We start from the raw sequence: 18690 nt of genomic DNA, 5'->3' as shown, positions 1-18690 counted from the left end.
CTCACCGCGCCTTCGTCGTCAGCCGCTCCAGCGCCGCCGCGAAACGCCCGCCCGGCGCCGCCTTGGCGACGACCTCCGCGTCGTACGCCGTGTCGACGTCGCGCAGGCGCGGCAGGTCCCGCACCCGCAGTCCCGCGAGGCGGTCGCGTTGTACGGCGCCGGTGTGCGGCGTCGACATCGGGACGCCCCGCAGCAGGGCGGGGTCCGGTGCGGCCAGGCCCAACGCCCAGAAGCCGCCGTCCTCGGCGGGACCGAAGTACGCGTCGCAGTCGGCGAAGTCCACCGTCAGCAGCTCCGGCGTCACCTGCGGGGTGTCCATGCCGATGAGCAGGGACGGGCCGGTGCAGCCCGCGAAGGCGGCGGCGAGACGTTCGTCGAGGCCGCCCGCACACTGCGGTACGACCTCGAAGCCGGGCGGCAGCCAGCGCCCCGGTCTGCCGTCGAGGACCAGGACCCGGCGCGTGGCCGGTGTCCGCGCCACCACGTCCAGGGTGTCCGCGAGCGAGGCTTCGGCGAGGGCCGCCGCCTCCTCGGGCGTGAACGGCGGCGTCAGCCGGGTCTTGACCCGGCCCGGCCGGGGCTCCTTGGCGATGACGAGCAGCGTGGTCACGGGCGAACTCCCTGCTCGGCGGCGGTCTCGGTCAGTACGCGGCTCATGTCCCGCACCGCCTGCCAGGTCCCGCGCCAGGTCCCGGTGACCTTGGAGGCGCCGGTGCGCGGGAAGTACGGCACGTCGTGCTCGGCGATGCGCCAGCCCGCGTCGGCGGCGCGCACCACCATCTGCAGCGGATAGCCGCTGCGCCGGTCGCTGAGCCCGAGGGCGAGCAGCGGCTCACGCCGGGCGGCCCGCAGCGGGCCCAGGTCGTGCAGGCGCAGTCCGGTGCGGCGGCGCAGCATCCGGGCCAGCGCCAGATTGCCCGCGCGAGCGTGCGCGGGCCAGGCGCCCCGGCTCTGCGGGCGCCGCCTGCCGAGCACCAGGTCGGCCGCGCCGCCCGCCACTTCCCGTACGAAGGGCATGAGGTCGCCCGGGTCCAGGGAGGCGTCGCAGTCGCAGAAGCACACGATGTCGGCGGTGGCCGCCGTCAGGCCCGCGTGGCAGGCGGCACCGAAGCCGCGCCGCTCTTCGCGTACGACGGTCGCGCCGAGGGCGCGGGCGATGTCGGCGGAGCCGTCGGTGGACCCGTTGTCCACGACGAGCGCGCGCCAGCCGGGCGGGATGCGCTCCAGGACCCAGGGCAGCGCCTCGGCCTCGTTGAGACAGGGGAGGACCACGTCGACTTCCTGGTCCGTTCCGTGGTCCGTGCTGTGGTCCGTCGGAGATGAGGTCGTCACGGCTTTCACCCTACGAGCGCGAAACGGGCATACCGGACTGCGGCTCCTTACGAAACAAGGACGTCAGCGGGGGTGGGCGCCATCCGTGGGCGGGTGGTGCGACGCTGGCGGCATGGAACAGCAGCAGCACGCGGGGCCCGGGGCCCGGGTCCTCGTCGTCGACGACGATCCGACCGTCGCCGAAGTGGTGTCCGGATACCTCGACCGGGCCGGATACGTCGTCGACCGCGCCGGGGACGGACCCGACGCGCTGGAGCGGGCCGCCGCGCACTGGCCCGACCTCGTCGTGCTGGACCTGATGCTGCCCGGCATGGACGGCCTGGAAGTGTGCCGGCAGATGCGGGTGCGCGGGCCCGTGCCGGTCATCATGCTCACCGCGCGCGGCGACGAGGACGACCGGATCCTGGGCCTTGAGGTCGGCGCCGACGACTACGTCACCAAACCCTTCAGCCCCCGCGAACTCGTCCTGCGCGTCGAGTCCGTGCTGCGCCGCGCCCGCCCCGCCCAGCCGTCCGCCAGCCTCCACGCGGCCGGGCTCACCGTCGACCCGGCGGCCCGCCGCGCCGCCAAGAACGGCACCGAACTCGCCCTCACCGTCCGCGAGTTCGACCTCCTCGCGTTCTTCCTCCGGCACCCCGGCCGGGTGTTCAGCCGGGAGGACCTGATGCGTGAGGTGTGGGGCTGGGACTTCGGCGACCTGTCGACCGTCACCGTCCATGTCCGCAGACTGCGCGGCAAGGTCGAGGACGATCCGGCGCGGCCGGGGCTGATTCAGACGGTGTGGGGGGTCGGCTATCGCTTCGACACCGGCTCTGGCGCCGGCAGCGGTTTCGACACCGGCTCCGGCACCGGCTCCGGGTTCGACGCCGATTCCGGCAGCGGTTTCGGCAACGGGGAGGCGTGATCATGCGCGACATGCTTCTCATCGCCCTCTTCGCCTTCCTCGGCGCCGCCGCGGCCGGCGTGCTCGGCGCGGGTGTCCTGCGGCTCATCCGGCGCCGCTCGCTCGCCGTGCACCTCGCGGTGGTCGCCGCCGTCGGCGTCACCGCGATGCTCGCGGGCACCCTCGCGGTCGCGCGGGCGATGTTCCTGTCCGAGCACGATCTGAAGGTCGTCACGCTGGTCGTCGCCATGGCCGCCGTGGTCTCTCTCGTCACCGCGACGCTGCTCGGCCGCTGGGTCGTCGCCCGCAGCCGCGCCCTCGCGCTCGCCGCGCGCTCCTTCGGCGACGGCGGGAACTTCACCTCACCCGACGGACCCGCCACCGCCGAACTCGCCGCGCTGAGCCGGGAGTTGGAGGCGACCAGCGTCAGACTCGCCGAGTCCCGGACCCGCGAGCGGGCCCTGGAATCCTCGCGGCGCGAACTCGTCGCCTGGATCTCGCACGACCTGCGTACCCCACTCGCCGGGCTGCGTGCGATGGCCGAGGCGCTGGAGGACGGTGTCGCCGCCGATCCCGACCGCTATCTGCGTCAGATCCGCACCGAGGTGGAACACCTCAACGACATGGTGGGTGACCTCTTCGAACTCTCCCGCATCCATGCGGGAACGCTGGCGCTGAGCCCCAGCCGGATCTCGCTGTACGACCTTGTCGGGGACGCCCTCGCGGGGGCGGATCCGCTGGCGCGTGAGCACGGTGTGCGGCTGGTCGGGGATCGGGTGGAGCCGGTGCCGGTGGAGGTGGACGGGAAGGAGATGAGCCGGGTTCTCGGCAATCTGCTCGTCAACGCGATTCGGCGTACGCCGACGGACGGGACGGTCGCTGTGGCCGCCGAACGGTCGGCCGATGGTGTGGTGTTGTCCGTGACGGACGGTTGTGGGGGGATTCCTGACGAGGATCTGCCGCGGGTGTTCGACACCGGGTGGCGGGGGAACGACGCGCGGACGCCTCCGGCGGGGGCGGGGCTGGGGCTGGCGATTGTGCGGGGGATCGTGGAGGCGCATCAGGGGCGGGCGGCGGTCCACAATGTGCCGGGCGGCTGTCGGTTCGAGGTGACGTTGCCGATGGCTGGGGTGTGACGGGCGGTCTTTCGCCCCCGCCGCCCCTACCCGTCCCACCCTGGGGCTCCGGCCCCAGACCCCGCTCCTCAAACGCCGGAGGGGCTGATGTTGCCTCGATGAGTTCGCGCACGACGTCCAGGTGCCAGTGGAAGGTGTCGGCGAGCTCCCCTTCCTTCCGGTAGAGAGCGAAGATCTCCTCGGCTGTTTTCTCCGGGGCGGGCTGCCACGCGTTCGCCCCGGCGCCGAGGATCTCTTCGATCGCCGCTTGCTCCCCCGCGGCGACCGCGCGGAACCAGAACTTCTCGTCGTCCAGGGCGAGATGGTGCACCAGCCCAAGGCATGTCCAGCCAGACGGTAGAACCGGGCGCCGCAGCGCCTCCTCGTCCAGTCCCTCCAGGATGTCCAGGACGTGCCTGCGCTTGCTGTTCAGGACCGCATCTCCGCCTGCGCGAACTCCCTCATCCCCTCCTCGAAGCCCACCTCCGCCTTCCACCCCAGCTCCGCCCGCAGCCGCGACGAGTCGGCCGTGATGTGGCGGACGTCCCCCAGGCGGAACTCGCCGGTGATCACCGGGTCCGGGCCGGCGCATGCCGTTGCCAGTGCTCGGGCCATTTCGCCGACCGTGTGGGGGTCGCCGCTGCCGGTGTTGTACGCGGTGAGGGTGCCCGGTGCGGGATTCGCCTCCAGGGCTGCCACGTTGGCCGAGGCCACGTCTCGTACGTGGACGAAGTCGCGGCGCTGGCGGCCGTCTTCGTAGACGCGGGGGGATTCGCCGCGGGCGAGGGCGGAGCGGAAGAAGGAGGCGACGCCGGCGTAGGGGGTGTCGCGGGGCATGTGGGGGCCGTAGACGTTGTGGTAGCGCAGTGAGATCGCCGAGCCGCCTGTCGTGCGTGCCCAGGCCGCCGCCAGGTGCTCCTGGGTGAGCTTGGTCGTCGCGTACACGTTGCGTGGGTCGACGGGGGCGTCCTCGGCGACCAGGCCGGGGGACAGGTCCTCGCCGCAGACGGGGCAGGGCGGTTCGAAGCGGGCCGACTCGAGGTCGGTGATCGAACGGGGGCCCGGTCGCACCACGCCGTGCCACTCGCACGAGTACCGTCCCTCGCCGTACACCACCATCGACCCGGCCAGCACCAGACGTCGTACGCCCGCCTCCGCCATGGCGGTGAGCAGCACCGCGGTCCCCAGGTCGTTGTGGGAGACGTAATCGGCCGCGTCCGAGAAGTCGACGCCCAGGCCGACCATCGCCGCCTGGTGGCAGACCGCGTCCACGCCGGGCAGGGCGGCGCGGATGGCGTCGGGGTCCCTTACGTCCGACGCCGGGGCGTCGCTGATGTCGTAGACGACGGGCTCGTGGCCGTGGGCCCGCAGGGACTCGACGACATGGGACCCGATGAAGCCGGCACCGCCGGTGACCAGTACGCGCATGCCCTCAACGTAGGGCTGCGACCTGCCCTTACGGACGGGCCGCGCCCGTCATGTCACCGGTCTGTAAGACCTTTCGGGAGGGGCAGTGAGACGGTGAACACCGTGGCGCCCGGTTCGCTGGTGACGTCGATCGTGCCGGCGTGCGCGCTCACCAGCGAGTGCGCCACCGCGAGGCCCAGTCCGCTGCCGCCGCGGTCGCGGCTGCGGGCCTTGTCGACGCGGTAGAAGCGGTCGAAGATCCGTTTCCGGTCGTCGGGCGGGATGCCGGGGCCCGCGTCGGCGACCCGGACGACGGCCCGGCCGGCCGTGACCGACACCGACAGGGACACCTCCGTGCCCTCCGGGGTGTGCACGGCCGCGTTGGTGAGGAGGTTGTCCAGGACCTGCCGGACGCGTTGCGGATCCAGCCGCATCGTCAGCCGGGAGGGGCCGGTGGCCACCGTCAGCGGGTGGTCCGTGTGGGCCGCGCGGAAGGCGTCCGCGGCGTTCTCGACCAGCTCCACCAGGTCCGCCTCCTGGACCCGCAGCGGCGCCTCGACCTCGGCGGCGTCAAGCCGGGCGAGCAGCAGCAGGTCGTCCAGGAGGAAGCCCATCCGGGCGGCCTCGGCGCGCAGCCGGGCCAGGTGCTTGTCGCGTTCCTCGGGGGCGTTGGCGGCGGCGTACTGGAAGAGGTCGGCATAGCCGCGTACGGACATCAGCGGTGTGCGCAGCTCGTGCGAGGCGTCCGCGACGAACCGGCGCAACCGCTGCTCGGCCTCCGTGCGGACCGCGAGGGAGTCGTCGATGTGCTCCAGCATCGTGTTGAACGCGGTGCGCAGCTCCTCCACCTCGGGGCCGCCGCTGCGCCCGTCGTGCCGTACCGGCAGCCGCGCCGAGTCGGTCAGATCGTGCGAGGTGATGCCGCGCGCCGTGTGCGCCATGTCGCTCAGCGGTTTCAGACCGCGCCGCAGCATCCCCCGGCCGGCCACCACCAGGGCGAGCAGCGCGAGCCCGAACGTGACGGCCTGGATCGTGATCAACTGGCCCACGGTGTCGTCGATGTCGGCCATCGGCGCGGCGCTGACCAGGATCAGACCGGACTCGACCTCGCAGGCGCGCAACCGGTAGTCGCCCTTGCCCTTGAGGTGGTCGGTGCGCAGGACTTCCGTGGGCGAGGTGGTCTGCGCCCGCGCCACGGCGGTGAAGTCGTCGACGTCCTCCGGCAGGTCGGCGGGGTCCTCGGGCTTGCGGAGCACGGGCGTGCCGTCCCGCACGTCGTACACGGCGTAGTACCAGCTGTAGTACTTCTTCCCGGAGAGCGTGCCGTAGTCCGCGATGGACTTGGACTGGGCGATCTGGCCCTGCGCCAGCTGTTCGTCGAGCTGCTTCGACAGGTAGTCCCGCATGTACGTCGTCAGCGCCGTGCCGACGACCGCGAACACGACGAGGGACAGCACGCCGAGGCCCAGCGCGAGCCGGGTGCCGAGGCGCAGTCTGCGGTAGGTGTGTCTGAGCCGCCGGATCACTCGGCGGCCTGCCGGATCACATATCCGAAGCCCCGGACGGTGTGGATCAGCGGGGCCGTGCCGTCGTCGGTCTCGTCGAGCTTGCGGCGCAGCCGGCTGACGACCAGCTCGACGACGTTCGAGCGGCCGCCGAAGCCGTACTCCCACACATGGTCGAGGATCTGCGCCTTGGTGAGCACGGTCGGCGACTTGCGCATCAGGTAGCGCAGCACCTCGTACTCGGTGGGTGTGAGGGTGATGAGCCGGTCACCGCGCCGCACCTCGCGGGTGTCCTCGTCCATCGTGAGGTCGGCGACCTGGAGGACGGACCGCTGGAAGCCGGGCCCGGCGCTGCGCCGCAGCACCGTGCGCAGCCGGGCCATCAGCTCCTCCACCGCGAACGGCTTGACCAGGTAGTCGTCGCCGCCCCGCGTTAGCCCCGCCACCCGGTCGGCGACCGCGTCCCGCGCGGTGAGGAACACCACCGGCACCATCGTCCCGGAGCGGCGCAGCCGGTCGAGCACGCCGAAGCCGTCCAGGTCCGGCAGCATCAGGTCGAGCACCACGATGTCCGGGTGGAACTCGGCGGCGGCGCGCAGCGCCTCCTCACCGGAGTTCGCCGTGACCGCGTCCCAGCCTTCGTAACGCGCGACCGTCGCGACGAGGTCGGCGATCGGCGGGTCGTCGTCCACGACGAGCAGTCGTACTTTTTCCACCCCCTCATAGTGCGGCACGCGCCCGTGATCTCCATGGGCCCGGTCGAGGCCTGGACCACATCGATAAGTACTTGAAAGAACAACGACAGGTCTTCGACAGCTCCCGCCAGCGAAGCTCAGTGCACCAGGACCCCTGACCGAGGAGCTGCCGACCGTGACAACCGTCCAATCGCCCCCTGCGCCCCCCACGGCGATACGCCCCAGGGTGGCCGCCCGCACGGGCCTGTACGCCGTGCTGGCCGTGAACGTTGCCGTGGTGGCCTACTTCTTCGTCCAGGCCGGGTTCGCCTCCAACACCCTGATCGTGCTGGGCCGGCTGTGCGGCCTGCTCGGCGGACTCCTGATGGCGTTCCAGCTGCTGCTGGTCGCCCGGCTGCCCTGGTTCGACCGCCGCATCGGCATGGACCGGATGACCCTCTGGCACCGCTGGATCGGCTTCTCGCTGCTGTGGACGCTCGTCGGCCACGTGGTCTTCATCACCTTCGGCTACGGCGAGTCCTCCGGCCTCGACCCGGTCAACCAGCTGGTCGACCTCGCGGAGACCACCGAGGGCGTGCTGCGCGCGCTCGTCGCCTGGGTGCTGATCATCTTCATCGGCGCCCTCTCGGCCCGCTGGGCCCGGCGCCGACTGGCGTACGAGACCTGGCACTTCATCCACCTGTACACCTACGCCGCCGTGGTGCTGGCGTTCACGCACGAGGTGGCCGTCGGTACGACGTTCGTCGCGTCGTCCCTGGCCACCGCCTACTGGTGGACCCTGTGGGGCTTCGCGCTCGGCGCGGTGGTCCTGGGCCGGGCCGTGCTGCCGCTGTGGCGGAACTGGCGCCACCAGCTGCGCGTCTCGGCCGTCGTCCCCGAGTCCGACAATGTCGTCTCCGTCTACATCACCGGCCGCGACCTGGACCAGATGGGCGCACGGGCCGGCCAGTTCTTCCTGTGGCGTTTCATGACCCGCGACCGCTGGTGGCAGGCCAACCCCTTCTCGCTGTCCGCTGCTCCCGACGGCCGCAGCCTCAGGCTCACCGCCAAGGCGGCCGGTGACGGCAGCGCGGCCCTGCGGCACATGAAGGTCGGCACGCGCGTCTTCGCCGAGGGCCCCTACGGCGCGTTCACCGCGATGCACCGCACCCGGCCCGAGTCACTCCTCATCGCGGGCGGCGTCGGGGTCACCCCGATCCGCGCCCTGCTGGAGGAGCTGGAGGGTCACGCCGTCGTCATCTACCGCGTGAGCAGCGACCGGGACGCCGTCCTCTACGACGAGCTGCGCGACCTCGCCGCCATGAAGGGCGCCGAGCTGCACCTGGTGACCGGATCGCCCGTCCCGGACCGGCTCGCGGCGCCGGAACTCGGCCGGCTCGTGCCGGACATCGCCGACCGGGACGTCTTCCTGTGCGGGCCGCCGCCCATGATGAACGCGGTGCTCGGCACCCTGCGCGAGCTGGGCGTGCCCAAGCCGCAGATCCACTTCGAGCGTTTCAGCCTGGCTGGATGAGAGGGACACCGTGAAGCGAGTCATTCCCGCCCTTGTCCTGTCCGCCGCCGGTCTGGTCACCGTCTGGCGCTACGAACCGTCCGTCGACACCGGCACGTCCACGGAAGTGGCTGCGCCCGCGTCCACGCCGTCGGCTTCCTCGGGTTCCACCGTCGTCACGGGCTCGACCATCCAGACCGAGAAGGGTCCGGTGCAGGTCGAGGTCACCTTCGACGGCGACAAGATCACCGCTGTGCGGATGCTTCAGCAGCCGAACCATCCGCAGACGACGGCCGCGGTGCCGAAGCTGATCGCGTCGACCCTGGAGGCGCAGAGCGCGGACGTCGACACCGTGTCCGGGGCCACGATCACCACCGAGGGCTACAAGGAGTCCCTCCAGGCGGCGATCGACAAGAACGCAACCAGTAAGGCGACCAGTAACGCAACCAGTGAGGTGGTCGCGGGCTCGACACTCGCCACCGAGAAGGGTCCGGTGCAGGTCGAGGTCACCTTCGAGGGCGACACCATCAAGTCCGTGCGGATGCTCCAGCAGCCCAACCACCCGCAGACCACGGCCGCGGTGCCGAAGCTGATCGCGGCGACCCTTCAGGCGCAGAGCGCGGACATCGACACGGTGTCCGGTGCCACGATCACCAGCGACGGCTACATGGAGTCCCTCCAGGCCGCCATCGACGCGAAGGGCGCCTGACACATGCACCGGGTCGAGCACGTCATGGGCTTCCCCGTCTCCCTGCGCATCGACGACGAGGAGGTCCCCGCCGCGCTCACGGACGAGGTCTTCGCCTGGCTGCGCGAGGTCGACGAACGGTTCAGCCCGTTCAAGCCCGACAGCGAGGTGTCCCGGCTCGACCGCGGCGACATCGCCCTGGGCGAGGTCAGCGCCGACCTCGCCGAGGTGCTCGACCTGTGCGAGCAGTACCGCCTCGCCACCGGCGGCGCCTTCGACGCCCGCCGGCCCGGCGAGGGCCTCGACCCGTGCGCGGTCGTCAAGGGCTGGTCGGTGCAGCGGGCGGCGGACCTGCTGACCGCCGCCGGGGTGCGCAGGTTCTGCCTCAATGCCGGCGGCGATGTCGTCGCGGCCGGCGGTCCCTGGCGCGTGGGCATACGGCACCCCGAACACGCCGATCAGCTGTGCACGGTGCTGGAGATCACCGACGGCGCGGTCGCGACGTCCGGGCGCTACGAGCGCGGCGACCACATCATCGACGGGCGCACCGGGCGTCCGGCGACCGGTCTTCTCGCGGTCACCGTCGTCGCGTCCACGCTCACGGAGGCGGACACCGCGGCCACGGCGGCGTTCGCGATGGGCGCGGAGGGTGTCGCGTGGGCGGCCGGGCGGGAGGGGTGCGAGGTGTTCGCGGTGGATGCGGAGCGACGGGTGCTGCGTACGGAGGGCTGTCCGGTGGCTCGCGCGGAGATAGGGGCGGCGTGATCGGGCCAAGGGCAGGCCGCGCGGAAAACGACGCTGAGGGCCGCCCTTCGCCAGGTCGCTCGTTCAGGCAGATGCGTGGCTGGGCGGCGTGACGACTCTCGCCGTGGGACCTGCTCCAGGTTCCACCCCAACGCAGGCTGCCTGACCAGAGCGCGGGGCGGGCCCGGCGCGGGTCGTCCGGTGCGCCGGCCGGCGGCCGCCGAAATCCCGTCGACCGGTGCGGAGCGGGCGTGATCCACTGCGGGTGTGAGTCTGACGAGCGAGGTCTTCCTGGTGCGGGCGGATGGTGGCATCGACATCCTGGCCGGACCGGACGACGGGCGCGACGATGGACTGGATCTGGCAGGACCGGAGTCCTGGCGCACCAAGGTGTGGGGGTCGCAGGCGATACGCCGGATCGGCGCCCGGTTCTTCCCGGCCCTGGTGAGCGTCGACAACGCGGACGTCGTCGCCCCCGACGAGATTCCCGCCTTCCTGCGTGAAATCGCCCTGGTCCGCGCGCATGTGACGCAGCTGGCCACCGAGACCTGCTCGCCCGACCGGACCGTCGAGGACCACGCCGACCACATCTCCAGGCGCCTTGACTGCATCGAGGCGAGCACGCGGTACGCGCAGAGGCGGGGCGGGGGCCTGCTGATCTGGTGAGGAGCCCAGGGAGCTCTGTCTCGCCCGTCAAAGAAACCGCAACACAGGCGGTCTAGACTCTCCCCGCAACGGCCCGCGCCATGGCCGAAAGCGGGCAACTTCTGCCAGACCCGAAGGGTATTCCGCGTTTTGATACGGATAGATTCAGTCACCAAGCGGTACCCGGACGGCACGGTGGCGGTCGACCGGCTCTCCCTGGAGATACCCGACCGCTCGATCACCGTCCTCGTCGGCCCCTCGGGCTGCGGGAAGACGACGACCCTGCGCATGATCAACCGGATGGTGGAGCCGAGCGAGGGGACCATCACCCTCGACGGCGTCGACATCATGAAGCAGCCGGTCAACACGCTGCGCCGGTCCATGGGTTACGTCATCCAGAACGCCGGACTCTTCCAGCACCGCACGATCGTCGACAACATCGCCACCGTGCCCCGCATGCTCGGCTGGGGGAAGGACAAGGCGCGGGCGCGGGCCAGGGAGCTGATGGAGCGGGTCGGACTCGACGCCGCCCTCGCCAAGCGCTACCCCTACCAGCTGTCCGGCGGCCAGCAGCAGCGCGTCGGCGTGGCACGGGCGCTCGCAGCGGACCCGCCGGTGCTGCTGATGGACGAGCCGTTCTCGGCCGTCGACCCGATCGTCCGCAAGGGCCTGCAGGACGAACTCCTGCGGATCCAGGCGGAGTTGGGCAAGACGATCGTCTTCGTCACGCACGACATCGACGAGGCCGTCAAGCTCGGCACCATGGTCGCCGTGATGCGCACCGGCGGCCATCTCGCCCAGTTCGCGCCGCCCGCCGAACTGCTCACCGACCCCGCGGACGCCTTCGTGGAGGACTTCCTCGGCGCCGACCGGGGCATCCGCCGGCTGTCGTTCTTCCCGTCCACGGACCTAGCCCTGCTGACCGCGCCGATCATCGCCGTCGACGCGACCGCCGAGCAGATCGCCGCCCGCGACACCACGGACGCGCCCTACCTCCTCGTAACGGATCTGGACGGCAAGCCGCTCGGCTGGGCCGAACCGGGGGAGCTGACCGCGGGGGAGATCCGGCAGGACCAACTCCTCTCCTACGGACGGCCGTTCAGCGCCGGTACGGACTCGCTGCGGGCCGCGCTGGACTGTGCCGTGCTCTCGCCCACCGGGTGGGCCGTCGCCGTGGACGGCGAGGGCCGGGCCGCCGGAGTCGTCTCCCAGCAGACCATCGGCGAGGCGATCCGCGGCGCCCACGCGGAGCGGCGCGCGGACGGCAAGGCGGGCACCAAGACCGACGGCACGACGGAGAAGGCCGCGCGATGAGCGAACTCTTCGACCTGCCCAGCGACCTCCAGCACAGCTACCTCGGCCTGGTCACGCTGCATCTGCGCGAGGCGCTGCTGCCGGTGCTGTTCGGGCTCCTGGTGGCGCTGCCCCTGGCCCAGTTGTGCGTGCGGGTGCGCTGGCTGTACCCGCCGGTGCTGTGGGTCACGACGGTGCTCTACGCGATCCCGTCGCTCGCGTTCTTCGTCATCCTCATCGACTACACCGGGCTGAGCGAGCTCACCGTGATGATCCCGCTCGCCGTCTACAGCCTGGTCGTGCTGGTCCCGGCGATCGTCGACGGTGTGCGATCGGTGCCGCAGGAGACCCTCGCCGCGGCCACCGCGATGGGCTTCGGGCCCATACGACGTTATCTCCAGGTGCAGCTGCCGATCGCCGCGCCCGCGATCATCGCCGGGCTGCGGGTGGCGTCCGTGTCCAGCGTCTCCCTCGTCAGCGTCGGCATGCTGATCGGCAACCAGGGAGCCCTCGGCAACCTGCTCAACAGCGGCATGATCTACAACCAGCCCCGGCTGATCTGGCTCTCCGTGGTGGGCACGGCCGTCCTCGCCATCCTCGTCGACGCCGCGCTGATCGGCGTCCGCATCCTCCTCACGCCCTGGATGCCGCGCGGCACCCGCAAGAACACCCGTACGCTCGCGAAGGCGGCCGCCCGGTGAACGTCCTGAACTACATCGACGCCTTCTTCAGCGACAGCGCCCACTGGCAGGGCTACGACGGCATCCCGACCCGCGTCGCCGAGCACGTCCAGTACACGCTGGAGGCCCTCGCCATCGCCGCGGCCGTCGGACTGCCGGTCGGCCTGCTCACCGGCCACACCGGACGCGGCGGCAACACGCTCGCCCTCATCGCCACGGCGGGGCGCGCACTGCCCAGCTTCGGCCTGATGGTGCTGATGTTCGTGCTGCTGGGCCTGGGCCTCGCGCCCGTCATGATCCCGCTGGTCGTGCTCGCGATCCCGCCCATCCTCGTCACCACGTACGAGGCGATGCGCTCCGTCGACCCCGCGCCGGTGGACGCCGCCCGCGGCATGGGCATGGCCGAGACCGAGATCCTCTTCCGGGTCGAAGTGCCGGTCGCCCTCCCCCTCATCCTCAGCGGGCTGCGCTCCGCGGCCATCCAGATCGTCTCCACGGCCACGATCGCCGCGTACGTCAGTTTCGGCGGGCTCGGGCGTTACATCGTCGACGGTCTCTACCAGCGCGACTACGAGAAGGTCGTGGGCGGCGCGACGCTGGTCGCTGCGCTGGCTCTGGTCACGCTGGGCGTGTTCTGGGCGGCGGGCCGCTTCTCGGTGTCACGAGGAGTCCGCCGCGCGTAGCTCCGCTGGAGGTGCGGCGCCGTCGTGGCTGGTCGCGCCCACGCGGCGGAGCCGCAAATTGACACAGCCCCGCGCCCCTATCGGGGCGCCCCGATAGGGGCGCGGGGAACTGCGCGACCAGCCCCCACCGGCCCGCAGCCACCCACGAAACCCTGCTCACCCCTCGCTACGCGCCAGTGCCAGTTCCAGTACAACCAGCAGAGAGTCCCGTACCGAACCCCGCTCCCGCGCGTCGAAGACGACCACAGGAACACGGTCGGAGACATCCAGAGCCCAGCGGACCTCGTCCAACTCGTGCTCGACCTTCCCGTCGAACGCGTTCACGGCGACCGCGAACGGGATCTGCTTGTGCTCGAAGTAGTCGACCGCGGCGTAGCAGTCGTCGAGGCGACGCGTGTCGACGATGACGAGACCACCCACCGCGCCCTCGACGATGTCGTCCCACATGAACCCGAACCGGTCCTGCCCGGGCGTGCCGAAGAGATACAGCTTCAGGGTCGGGTCGATGGTGATGCACCCGAAGTCCATGGCGACCGTGGTCGTGGTCTTGCGGGGCGTGTGGGAGAGGTCGTCCACGCCCGCGGCGACCTCGGTGATCGCCGCCTCGGTGGTCAGCGGCTCGATCTCGGAGATCGAGCCGACCGCGGTGGTCTTGCCCACGCCGAATCCGCCCGCGATCACCATCTTCACCGGCAGCGGCGGTCGTACGGCGGTCTGCGCAGCTGCGCCGCCGGCGACCGGTTCAGTCGGTGTCACGGAGTACCCCCCGGGAGTCGGGGATGGCACGGAGGCCATCGATAACCCTGCGCAGGACGGATGAGTCATGGGTGGCGTCGGTGTTGGGCACGTACACCGTCAACTGCCCCGCCGCCCGCAGGTCCTCGGAGAGGATACGGACCACGTTGAGGTGCAGCCGCAGCCGGGCCGCGATCTCCGCGATGGACTGCGGCTGCCGGCAGGCGGCGATGATGTCGTGCTGTTCGAAGGAGAGCCGGTCGAGCGCGTCGAGACCTTCGGCGGTGGCCACCACCTGGGTCTCGACGGGCATCGTCCGCCCGGACGAGGTCGGCGCCACCCGGCCGGCGGTGACCAGGAACGGCCGTACCGCGGGGGCGGGGCCCACCCGGTCCGGGGAGCCGCCCTCGTCGCCACCGTTCGGCGTACGGCCGTCCGCCATGGGTCTGTGTCCTCTTGTTCCTCGGCCGGGCGGTGCCCGGTCAACCCGTCGACGGAACGCCGACGGTGTTCTTCAGTTCCAGCACGAGCTGAGGGCTGAGCGCGCCACCGGCCCGGTTGGCGAACAGCGTCATCTCGTACGCGATGTTGCCCAGCTTGGCCTCCTTGTCGGCGACAACGCCGAGCACGGCGCCGCTGCCGATCGCGGAGACCAGGACATGGCCGCCCTCCAGGTCGATGATGACCTTGTTGAGGGCGCCCAGGCCGTAGTTGCCGGAGGCACCGGCGGCCAGGCTGGTGAGGCCGGAGACGATCGCGGCCAGCCGCTCGGAGTGCGCCCGCTCCCGTAGTTGGGCCACCGCGATCAGCAGACCGTCGGAGGAGACCGCGATCGCGTCGACGACACCGGCGGTCTCGGTGGCGAAACGATTGAGCAGCCAGGTGAAGTCGGCTGCTGCGGCCCGCAGTTCGTCGGGCGTGGCCCCTCCCGTGGGAGTGTCACCTGTCGGCGTGCTCACTGCTCCGCTCCTTCCGGGAGGTGGTTCTGGTCCTGCGAAGTCTTCGGATCCGGTCCGCTCGCGCTGTCCCGGTTGGCCTGCTCCACGGCCGCCTCGAACTCCTCCAGCGCGCTGCGGACGGCGTCCGCGTCGGCGGGGGGTGCGGCGGGGCGGGCGGTCTCGGCGGTGGTGTCGCCGACGGTCGTACGGAGCGTCGCGCCGCGGACGCGGCGGCGGAGCGGGCGGGAGGCCTGGGCGTCGTCGGCCGCGTCCTCGTCGCGTGGCTTGGGGATCACGGGCTTGTCGTCCTCGGTGCCGGCTGTCGCAGCCGCCGCCCGCTTGGGCACCCGGCGGGGGAGCGGGGCGGCGTCGCCCGGTGCCGCCGCGGTGGACGGGCGCGGGCCGGACGCCGCCTGCACGGCGGGCGTCGCGGGCGCCGGAGCCACCCGGCTCATCGAGAGCAGCAGCGACGCCGGGATGGCCACCTCGGCGGTCACGCCGCCGCCCGGCGTCCGGGTCAGCGTGATGCCGACCGACCAGCGGCGGGCCAGCGTTCCGACCACGAACAGGCCGAGCACCTTCGTCGGGACGAGGTCGAGCCGCTCGCGGCGGATCAGCCGGGCGTTCTCCTCGGCCAGCCGCTCGGCGCTCATGCCCAGGCCGTGGTCGGCGATCACGATCGACGCGCCGCCGTCGTCGCCGGTGTGCAGGGTCACCTCGACCGGGCTGCCCGCCGGCGAGAACGACACGGCGTTCTCCAGGAGTTCGGCCACCATCAGCGTGAGGTCGCCGATGATGTCGGGCTCCACCATCACGTCGGTGTGTGCGTCGAGCCGTACCCGCTGGAAGCCCTCGATCTGGCCGAGCGCGGCCCGTACGACGGTGGTGAGCGTGGTGGGGCCCGCGTCGAGGACGGTCTCGCGGATGCCGGCCAGCAGCATCAGGCTGTCCGCGTTGCGGCGCAGCCGGACCGCGATGTGGTCGATGGAGTAGAGGCGTTCGAGCAGCGCCGGGTCGGTCTCGCCGCGTTCGACGGCGTCGATGAGCGCCAGCTGGCGGGTGGTGAGGTTGCTGACCCGGCGGCCGACGTTGCCGAACATCTCGGCGGTGTTGCGGCGGCTGAGCACCTGGCGCTCCAGCAGCGCGGCGGCGGTGGTCTGTACGTGGTTGAAGGCCTCGGCGAGGTCGCCGATCTCGTCGCGTGCGGTGACCGGGATGTCCCGCAGCAGGGGCGGGCCGTCGTCCTCGGTGTCGTCGTCGGCGACCCGGGCGAGTTCGCGCCCGGCGACCTCGGCGACCTCCTGCGCGGCGCCGGTGAGGGCCTGCACCGGCCGGACCACCGAGCGGCGCACCGCCACGGAGAGGGCCAGCCAGAGCGCGAAACCGAGCAGCGCGAGGCTCAGCAGCCAGGCGGCGTTCCACCAGGCGTCGTTGGAGGCGTTGTCGGCGCGGTCGGCGATCTGGCCGATCAGCGAGGAGGTGATCTTCAGCCGGGTCTGGGACTGCGCGCGGTAGTCGGGGTAGCCGTCGAGGGCCTGGGCGAACGCGGCGCGGATCTCCGCCGGCGAACTGGCCTGCAGTCCACTGGGGTCGATCTGCAGCTCGGCGTAGTGCCGGAGGATCTCGGCCTGGGCCGTGTTGTGCTCGATACCGCTCAGTTCGTCGGCCTGCGCCTCGGTGGCGAACCGGGCGAAGCGCTCGGCCTGGTGCTGGTACAGCTCGTAGTTGCCGACCGCCGCGATGAACTCGATGAGCGCGTTGGAGTCACCGGTCCGCGCCGAGAACACGCTGGTCTCGAAGGCGCTGTGGGCGGCGTCGGCGCGCAGCAGGGAGTCCAGCAGATTGCCGGTGAAGGTGGCGGCGAGGGACGGGTTGCGGTCGAGTTCCAAGCCGTCGATCACGGCCTTGGCGGCGTTGGTGTAGGCGGGGTCGATGTTGTCGGCGGGCAGATAGCCCTGCTCGATCGTCGCTCGCAGGCTGGACAGGCCGTTGATCTCCTTCAGGGCCTGCGCCTCGGTGTCCGGCAGCCGGTCGCCGAAGGTGTCGCGCACCGTCTCGACCTGCTGGTCCACCGCAGCCTGCGCCTTGCGGTAGGCGGTGATGCCGGGCCGGGCGCCGGACTCGGTGGCCTCGAACCGCACGGACAGCAGGATCGCCTGCTGGTGCTCGGCGTTCACCCGGTCGGCCAGCTCCGCGACCTGGGCGCTGTCCCGCACCAGCCGGGCCGCGGCGGCCGCGTCCCGGGCCTGGCCGACCTGGTCGGTGAAGAGATACGCCAGCAGCACGGCGACCACGGCGAGCGGGACGCCGACCAGCACGTTGAGCTTGCGCCTGAACGGCCAGCGGTCGGCGAAGCGCCTTAGGCCCACCTCGTTCGTGGACACCAGGCCTCCTTCGTGGGGTGTCGCACGGCGCGGGAACGCACGTGACCGTCTCTGATCGACTCTGGCTGGGTTTGGGATGTGAGCGGAGCGGCGCCTGCACATCACTGTGCTTCGCCAACTGCGGCGAGACTACAGGCTCTTCGGAAGCGGTTGCTCCGCACCCTGAGTCAAGAATCCGTTACAACCTGAGTGCGTCTCCCTGCCGGATCCTCCTCGGTATCTTCACGATCGGGTACGCATCGAAGCCAATTGGTGACCCGGCTGCCCTTGACTGACCGAGAAGCGGCTGGATTGGATCAGATGAAGGTCATTCACTCTCTGAGCCCCGGAACGGGAATCGTGACTTCTACCGTGAAGAGCAGCTGGTCCAGCATGCGACACCCCCGCGCGGCCGCGGTCGCCCTCGCAGCAGTGGCGGCGCTCGTTGCCGGATGCGGCTCCGACTCCGCCGACAATTCGGACAACCCGCTGGCGGAAGAAAAGGCGGACGGCAACACGGTCGTCGTCGGTTCGAACAACTTCGCCGAGAGCATCCTGCTCGCCGACATCTACGGCGAGGCCCTCAAGGCCAAGGGCATCAAGGTCGAGTACAAGCCGAACATCGGCAGCCGTGAGACGACGTACGGCCTGCTCAAGAACGGTTCCATCACCGTCCTGCCCGAGTACAACGGCTCCCTGCTGGCGTACCTGGACCCGAAGGCGGAGCAGAAGTCCATCGAGGCCGTCGGCTCGGCGGTGAAGGCCAAGCTCGACTCCAAGCTGACGCTCCTCGAGCCCTCGCCCGCCGAGGACAAGGACTCCGTGTCGGTGAACGCGGAGACCGCCAAGAAGTACAACCTCACTGCGTCGTCCACCCTCGACGACCTCAAGGGCATCGCTCCCGAGATGGTGATCGGCGGCTCGCCCGAGTTCCAGACCCGCCAGCAGGGCCTGCTCGGCCTGAAGGACGTATACGGTCTGGAGTTCAAGTCCTTCAAGGCGCTCGACGCGGGCGGCCCGCTGACCACGGCGGCGCTGAAGAAGAACACCGTGCAGGCCGCGGACATCTTCACCACCGACCCGAACATCAAGAAGGAGAAGTTCGTCGTCCTCCAGGACCCGAAGAACCTCTTCGGCTTCGCCAACGTGACGCCGCTCGTCTACAAGTCCGGCCTCCCCGAGGAGGGCGTCGCCGCCCTCAACGCGGTCTCCGCCAAGCTGGACACCAAGACCCTGCTGGAGCTGGACTCCCAGGTCCAGCTCGAGAACAAGGACCCGCTGGACGTCGCCAAGACCTGGCTGAAGACGGCCGGCCTGAGCTGACCCCCGGCTCAGCCCTCACAGCGAGGCGGTGGGCACCGACGCCTCCTCCTCCGCGGCCACCCCCCCCCCCCGTGGGGAATCCGCCCCCCCGCTGCCCTTCCTTGAAAGAAACCCCCCACTCCCCGCTCCCCTCTGGGCCCCCCCGGTCTCCACCCCCCCCCCGTCCCCT

Annotated in this window: 19 protein-coding genes and 1 pseudogene; 10 read left to right on the top strand and 10 right to left on the bottom strand. The window is 71.2% G+C overall.

All coding sequences use genetic code 11. The annotated features are described in order from the left end of the window. Position 1: 1 nt before the first annotated feature. Complete coding sequence (locus tag KCH48_RS34835; protein WP_210580813.1) at positions 2-610, bottom strand: DUF2064 domain-containing protein; 609 nt, start codon at positions 608-610, stop codon at positions 2-4. Then, the gene (locus KCH48_RS34830) at positions 607-1341 is read right to left on the bottom strand and encodes a glycosyltransferase family 2 protein (RefSeq protein ID WP_374104742.1); all 735 of its coding nucleotides are present in this window, start codon (positions 1339-1341) and stop codon (positions 607-609) included. The genes KCH48_RS34835 and KCH48_RS34830 overlap by 4 nt, the downstream gene beginning before the upstream one ends. Before the next feature lie 103 nt (positions 1342-1444). On the opposite strand from KCH48_RS34830, the gene KCH48_RS34825 reads away from it, so the two are divergent. Both KCH48_RS34825 and KCH48_RS34820 read left to right on the top strand, forming a co-directional pair. Next, positions 1445-2236 (top strand): response regulator transcription factor, encoded by a 792-nt coding sequence (locus KCH48_RS34825; RefSeq protein ID WP_210580808.1) that lies wholly within the window; start codon positions 1445-1447, stop codon positions 2234-2236. Positions 2237-2238: 2 nt separating this feature from the next. Further along, positions 2239-3351, top strand: a complete 1113-nt coding sequence (locus KCH48_RS34820) for a sensor histidine kinase KdpD (protein WP_210580806.1) — start codon at positions 2239-2241, stop codon at positions 3349-3351. Between the two features lie 190 nt (positions 3352-3541). Here KCH48_RS34820 and KCH48_RS43285 read toward each other — a convergent pair. From KCH48_RS43285 to KCH48_RS34800, 4 genes and pseudogenes are all read right to left on the bottom strand, one after another. Continuing rightward, positions 3542-3826, bottom strand: a pseudogene (locus KCH48_RS43285) (DUF664 domain-containing protein); the annotation flags it as partial. Beyond that, on the bottom strand, positions 3760-4758 hold the full coding sequence (locus KCH48_RS34810) for an NAD(P)-dependent oxidoreductase (RefSeq protein ID WP_210580799.1): 999 nt from the start codon (positions 4756-4758) through the stop codon (positions 3760-3762). The pseudogene KCH48_RS43285 and the gene KCH48_RS34810, both read right to left, overlap by 67 nt. A gap of 53 nt (positions 4759-4811) precedes the next feature. Then, positions 4812-6263 carry a cell wall metabolism sensor histidine kinase WalK gene (locus tag KCH48_RS34805; protein WP_210580798.1) on the bottom strand — a complete coding sequence of 484 codons (1452 nt, stop codon included), beginning with the start codon at positions 6261-6263 and terminating at the stop codon, positions 4812-4814. Then, entirely contained in the window at positions 6260-6958 is a 699-nt protein-coding gene (locus tag KCH48_RS34800) for a response regulator transcription factor (protein WP_307841036.1), read from the bottom strand. Before KCH48_RS34800 ends, KCH48_RS34805 begins: the two co-directional genes overlap by 4 nt. Before the next feature lie 154 nt (positions 6959-7112). Here KCH48_RS34800 and KCH48_RS34795 point away from each other — a divergent pair, with 154 nt between their 5' ends. From KCH48_RS34795 to KCH48_RS34765, 7 genes are all read left to right on the top strand, one after another. Then, a complete protein-coding gene (locus KCH48_RS34795; RefSeq protein ID WP_210580796.1) occupies positions 7113-8450 on the top strand; it encodes a ferric reductase-like transmembrane domain-containing protein in 1338 nt (445 codons plus the stop codon). A gap of 10 nt (positions 8451-8460) precedes the next feature. Next, positions 8461-9138 (top strand): FMN-binding protein, encoded by a 678-nt coding sequence (locus KCH48_RS34790; RefSeq protein WP_210580795.1) that lies wholly within the window; start codon positions 8461-8463, stop codon positions 9136-9138. 3 nt (positions 9139-9141) lie between these two features. Beyond that, the gene (locus tag KCH48_RS34785) at positions 9142-9882 is read left to right on the top strand and encodes an FAD:protein FMN transferase (protein ID WP_210580794.1); all 741 of its coding nucleotides are present in this window, start codon (positions 9142-9144) and stop codon (positions 9880-9882) included. 246 nt (positions 9883-10128) lie between these two features. Beyond that, complete coding sequence (locus KCH48_RS34780; RefSeq protein ID WP_210580793.1) at positions 10129-10527, top strand: hypothetical protein; 399 nt, start codon at positions 10129-10131, stop codon at positions 10525-10527. Between the two features lie 129 nt (positions 10528-10656). Next, a complete protein-coding gene (locus KCH48_RS34775) occupies positions 10657-11820 on the top strand; it encodes an ABC transporter ATP-binding protein (RefSeq protein ID WP_210580792.1) in 1164 nt (387 codons plus the stop codon). Beyond that, a complete protein-coding gene (locus tag KCH48_RS34770) occupies positions 11817-12500 on the top strand; it encodes an ABC transporter permease (RefSeq protein WP_210580791.1) in 684 nt (227 codons plus the stop codon). The genes KCH48_RS34775 and KCH48_RS34770 overlap by 4 nt, the downstream gene beginning before the upstream one ends. Further along, a complete protein-coding gene (locus KCH48_RS34765) occupies positions 12497-13162 on the top strand; it encodes an ABC transporter permease (protein WP_210580790.1) in 666 nt (221 codons plus the stop codon). The genes KCH48_RS34770 and KCH48_RS34765 overlap by 4 nt, the downstream gene beginning before the upstream one ends. A 156-nt stretch (positions 13163-13318) precedes the next feature. On the opposite strand, the gene KCH48_RS34760 is transcribed toward KCH48_RS34765, so the two are convergent. The 4 genes from KCH48_RS34760 to KCH48_RS34745 are packed head-to-tail and all read right to left on the bottom strand — an operon-like array spanning position 13319 to position 17219. Continuing rightward, positions 13319-13918, bottom strand: a complete 600-nt coding sequence (locus KCH48_RS34760; protein WP_210580788.1) for an ATP/GTP-binding protein — start codon at positions 13916-13918, stop codon at positions 13319-13321. Further along, positions 13905-14339 carry a DUF742 domain-containing protein gene (locus KCH48_RS34755; protein WP_210580786.1) on the bottom strand — a complete coding sequence of 145 codons (435 nt, stop codon included), beginning with the start codon at positions 14337-14339 and terminating at the stop codon, positions 13905-13907. The genes KCH48_RS34760 and KCH48_RS34755 overlap by 14 nt, the downstream gene beginning before the upstream one ends. A 40-nt stretch (positions 14340-14379) precedes the next feature. Continuing rightward, positions 14380-14856, bottom strand: a complete 477-nt coding sequence (locus tag KCH48_RS34750; protein ID WP_210580784.1) for a roadblock/LC7 domain-containing protein — start codon at positions 14854-14856, stop codon at positions 14380-14382. After that, positions 14853-17219 (bottom strand): ATP-binding protein, encoded by a 2367-nt coding sequence (locus tag KCH48_RS34745; RefSeq protein WP_307841035.1) that lies wholly within the window; start codon positions 17217-17219, stop codon positions 14853-14855. Before KCH48_RS34745 ends, KCH48_RS34750 begins: the two co-directional genes overlap by 4 nt. Before the next feature lie 339 nt (positions 17220-17558). Between KCH48_RS34745 and KCH48_RS34740 the strand changes: the two genes are divergently transcribed. Then, entirely contained in the window at positions 17559-18521 is a 963-nt protein-coding gene (locus KCH48_RS34740) for an ABC transporter substrate-binding protein (RefSeq protein ID WP_210580780.1), read from the top strand. Positions 18522-18690: the final 169 nt, after the last annotated feature.

This window comes from Streptomyces sp. GESEQ-4 (assembly GCF_017948455.1).
In the GTDB taxonomy this organism is placed as follows: Bacteria; Actinomycetota; Actinomycetes; order Streptomycetales; family Streptomycetaceae; genus Streptomyces.
The sequence above is the reverse complement of the archived record's forward strand: the minus strand, read 5'-3'. Positions and strand labels throughout refer to the sequence as shown.

Coding starts and splice junctions, on each gene's coding strand:
- KCH48_RS34825 (WP_210580808.1), top strand. CDS start 1,445: ATGGAACAGCAGCAGCACGCGGGGCCCGGGGCCCGGGTCCTCGTCGTC.
- KCH48_RS34820 (WP_210580806.1), top strand. CDS start 2,239: ATGCGCGACATGCTTCTCATCGCCCTCTTCGCCTTCCTCGGCGCCGCC.
- KCH48_RS34810 (WP_210580799.1), bottom strand. CDS start 4,758: ATGCGCGTACTGGTCACCGGCGGTGCCGGCTTCATCGGGTCCCATGTC.
- KCH48_RS34785 (WP_210580794.1), top strand. CDS start 9,142: ATGCACCGGGTCGAGCACGTCATGGGCTTCCCCGTCTCCCTGCGCATC.
- KCH48_RS34770 (WP_210580791.1), top strand. CDS start 11,817: ATGAGCGAACTCTTCGACCTGCCCAGCGACCTCCAGCACAGCTACCTC.
- KCH48_RS34755 (WP_210580786.1), bottom strand. CDS start 14,339: ATGGCGGACGGCCGTACGCCGAACGGTGGCGACGAGGGCGGCTCCCCG.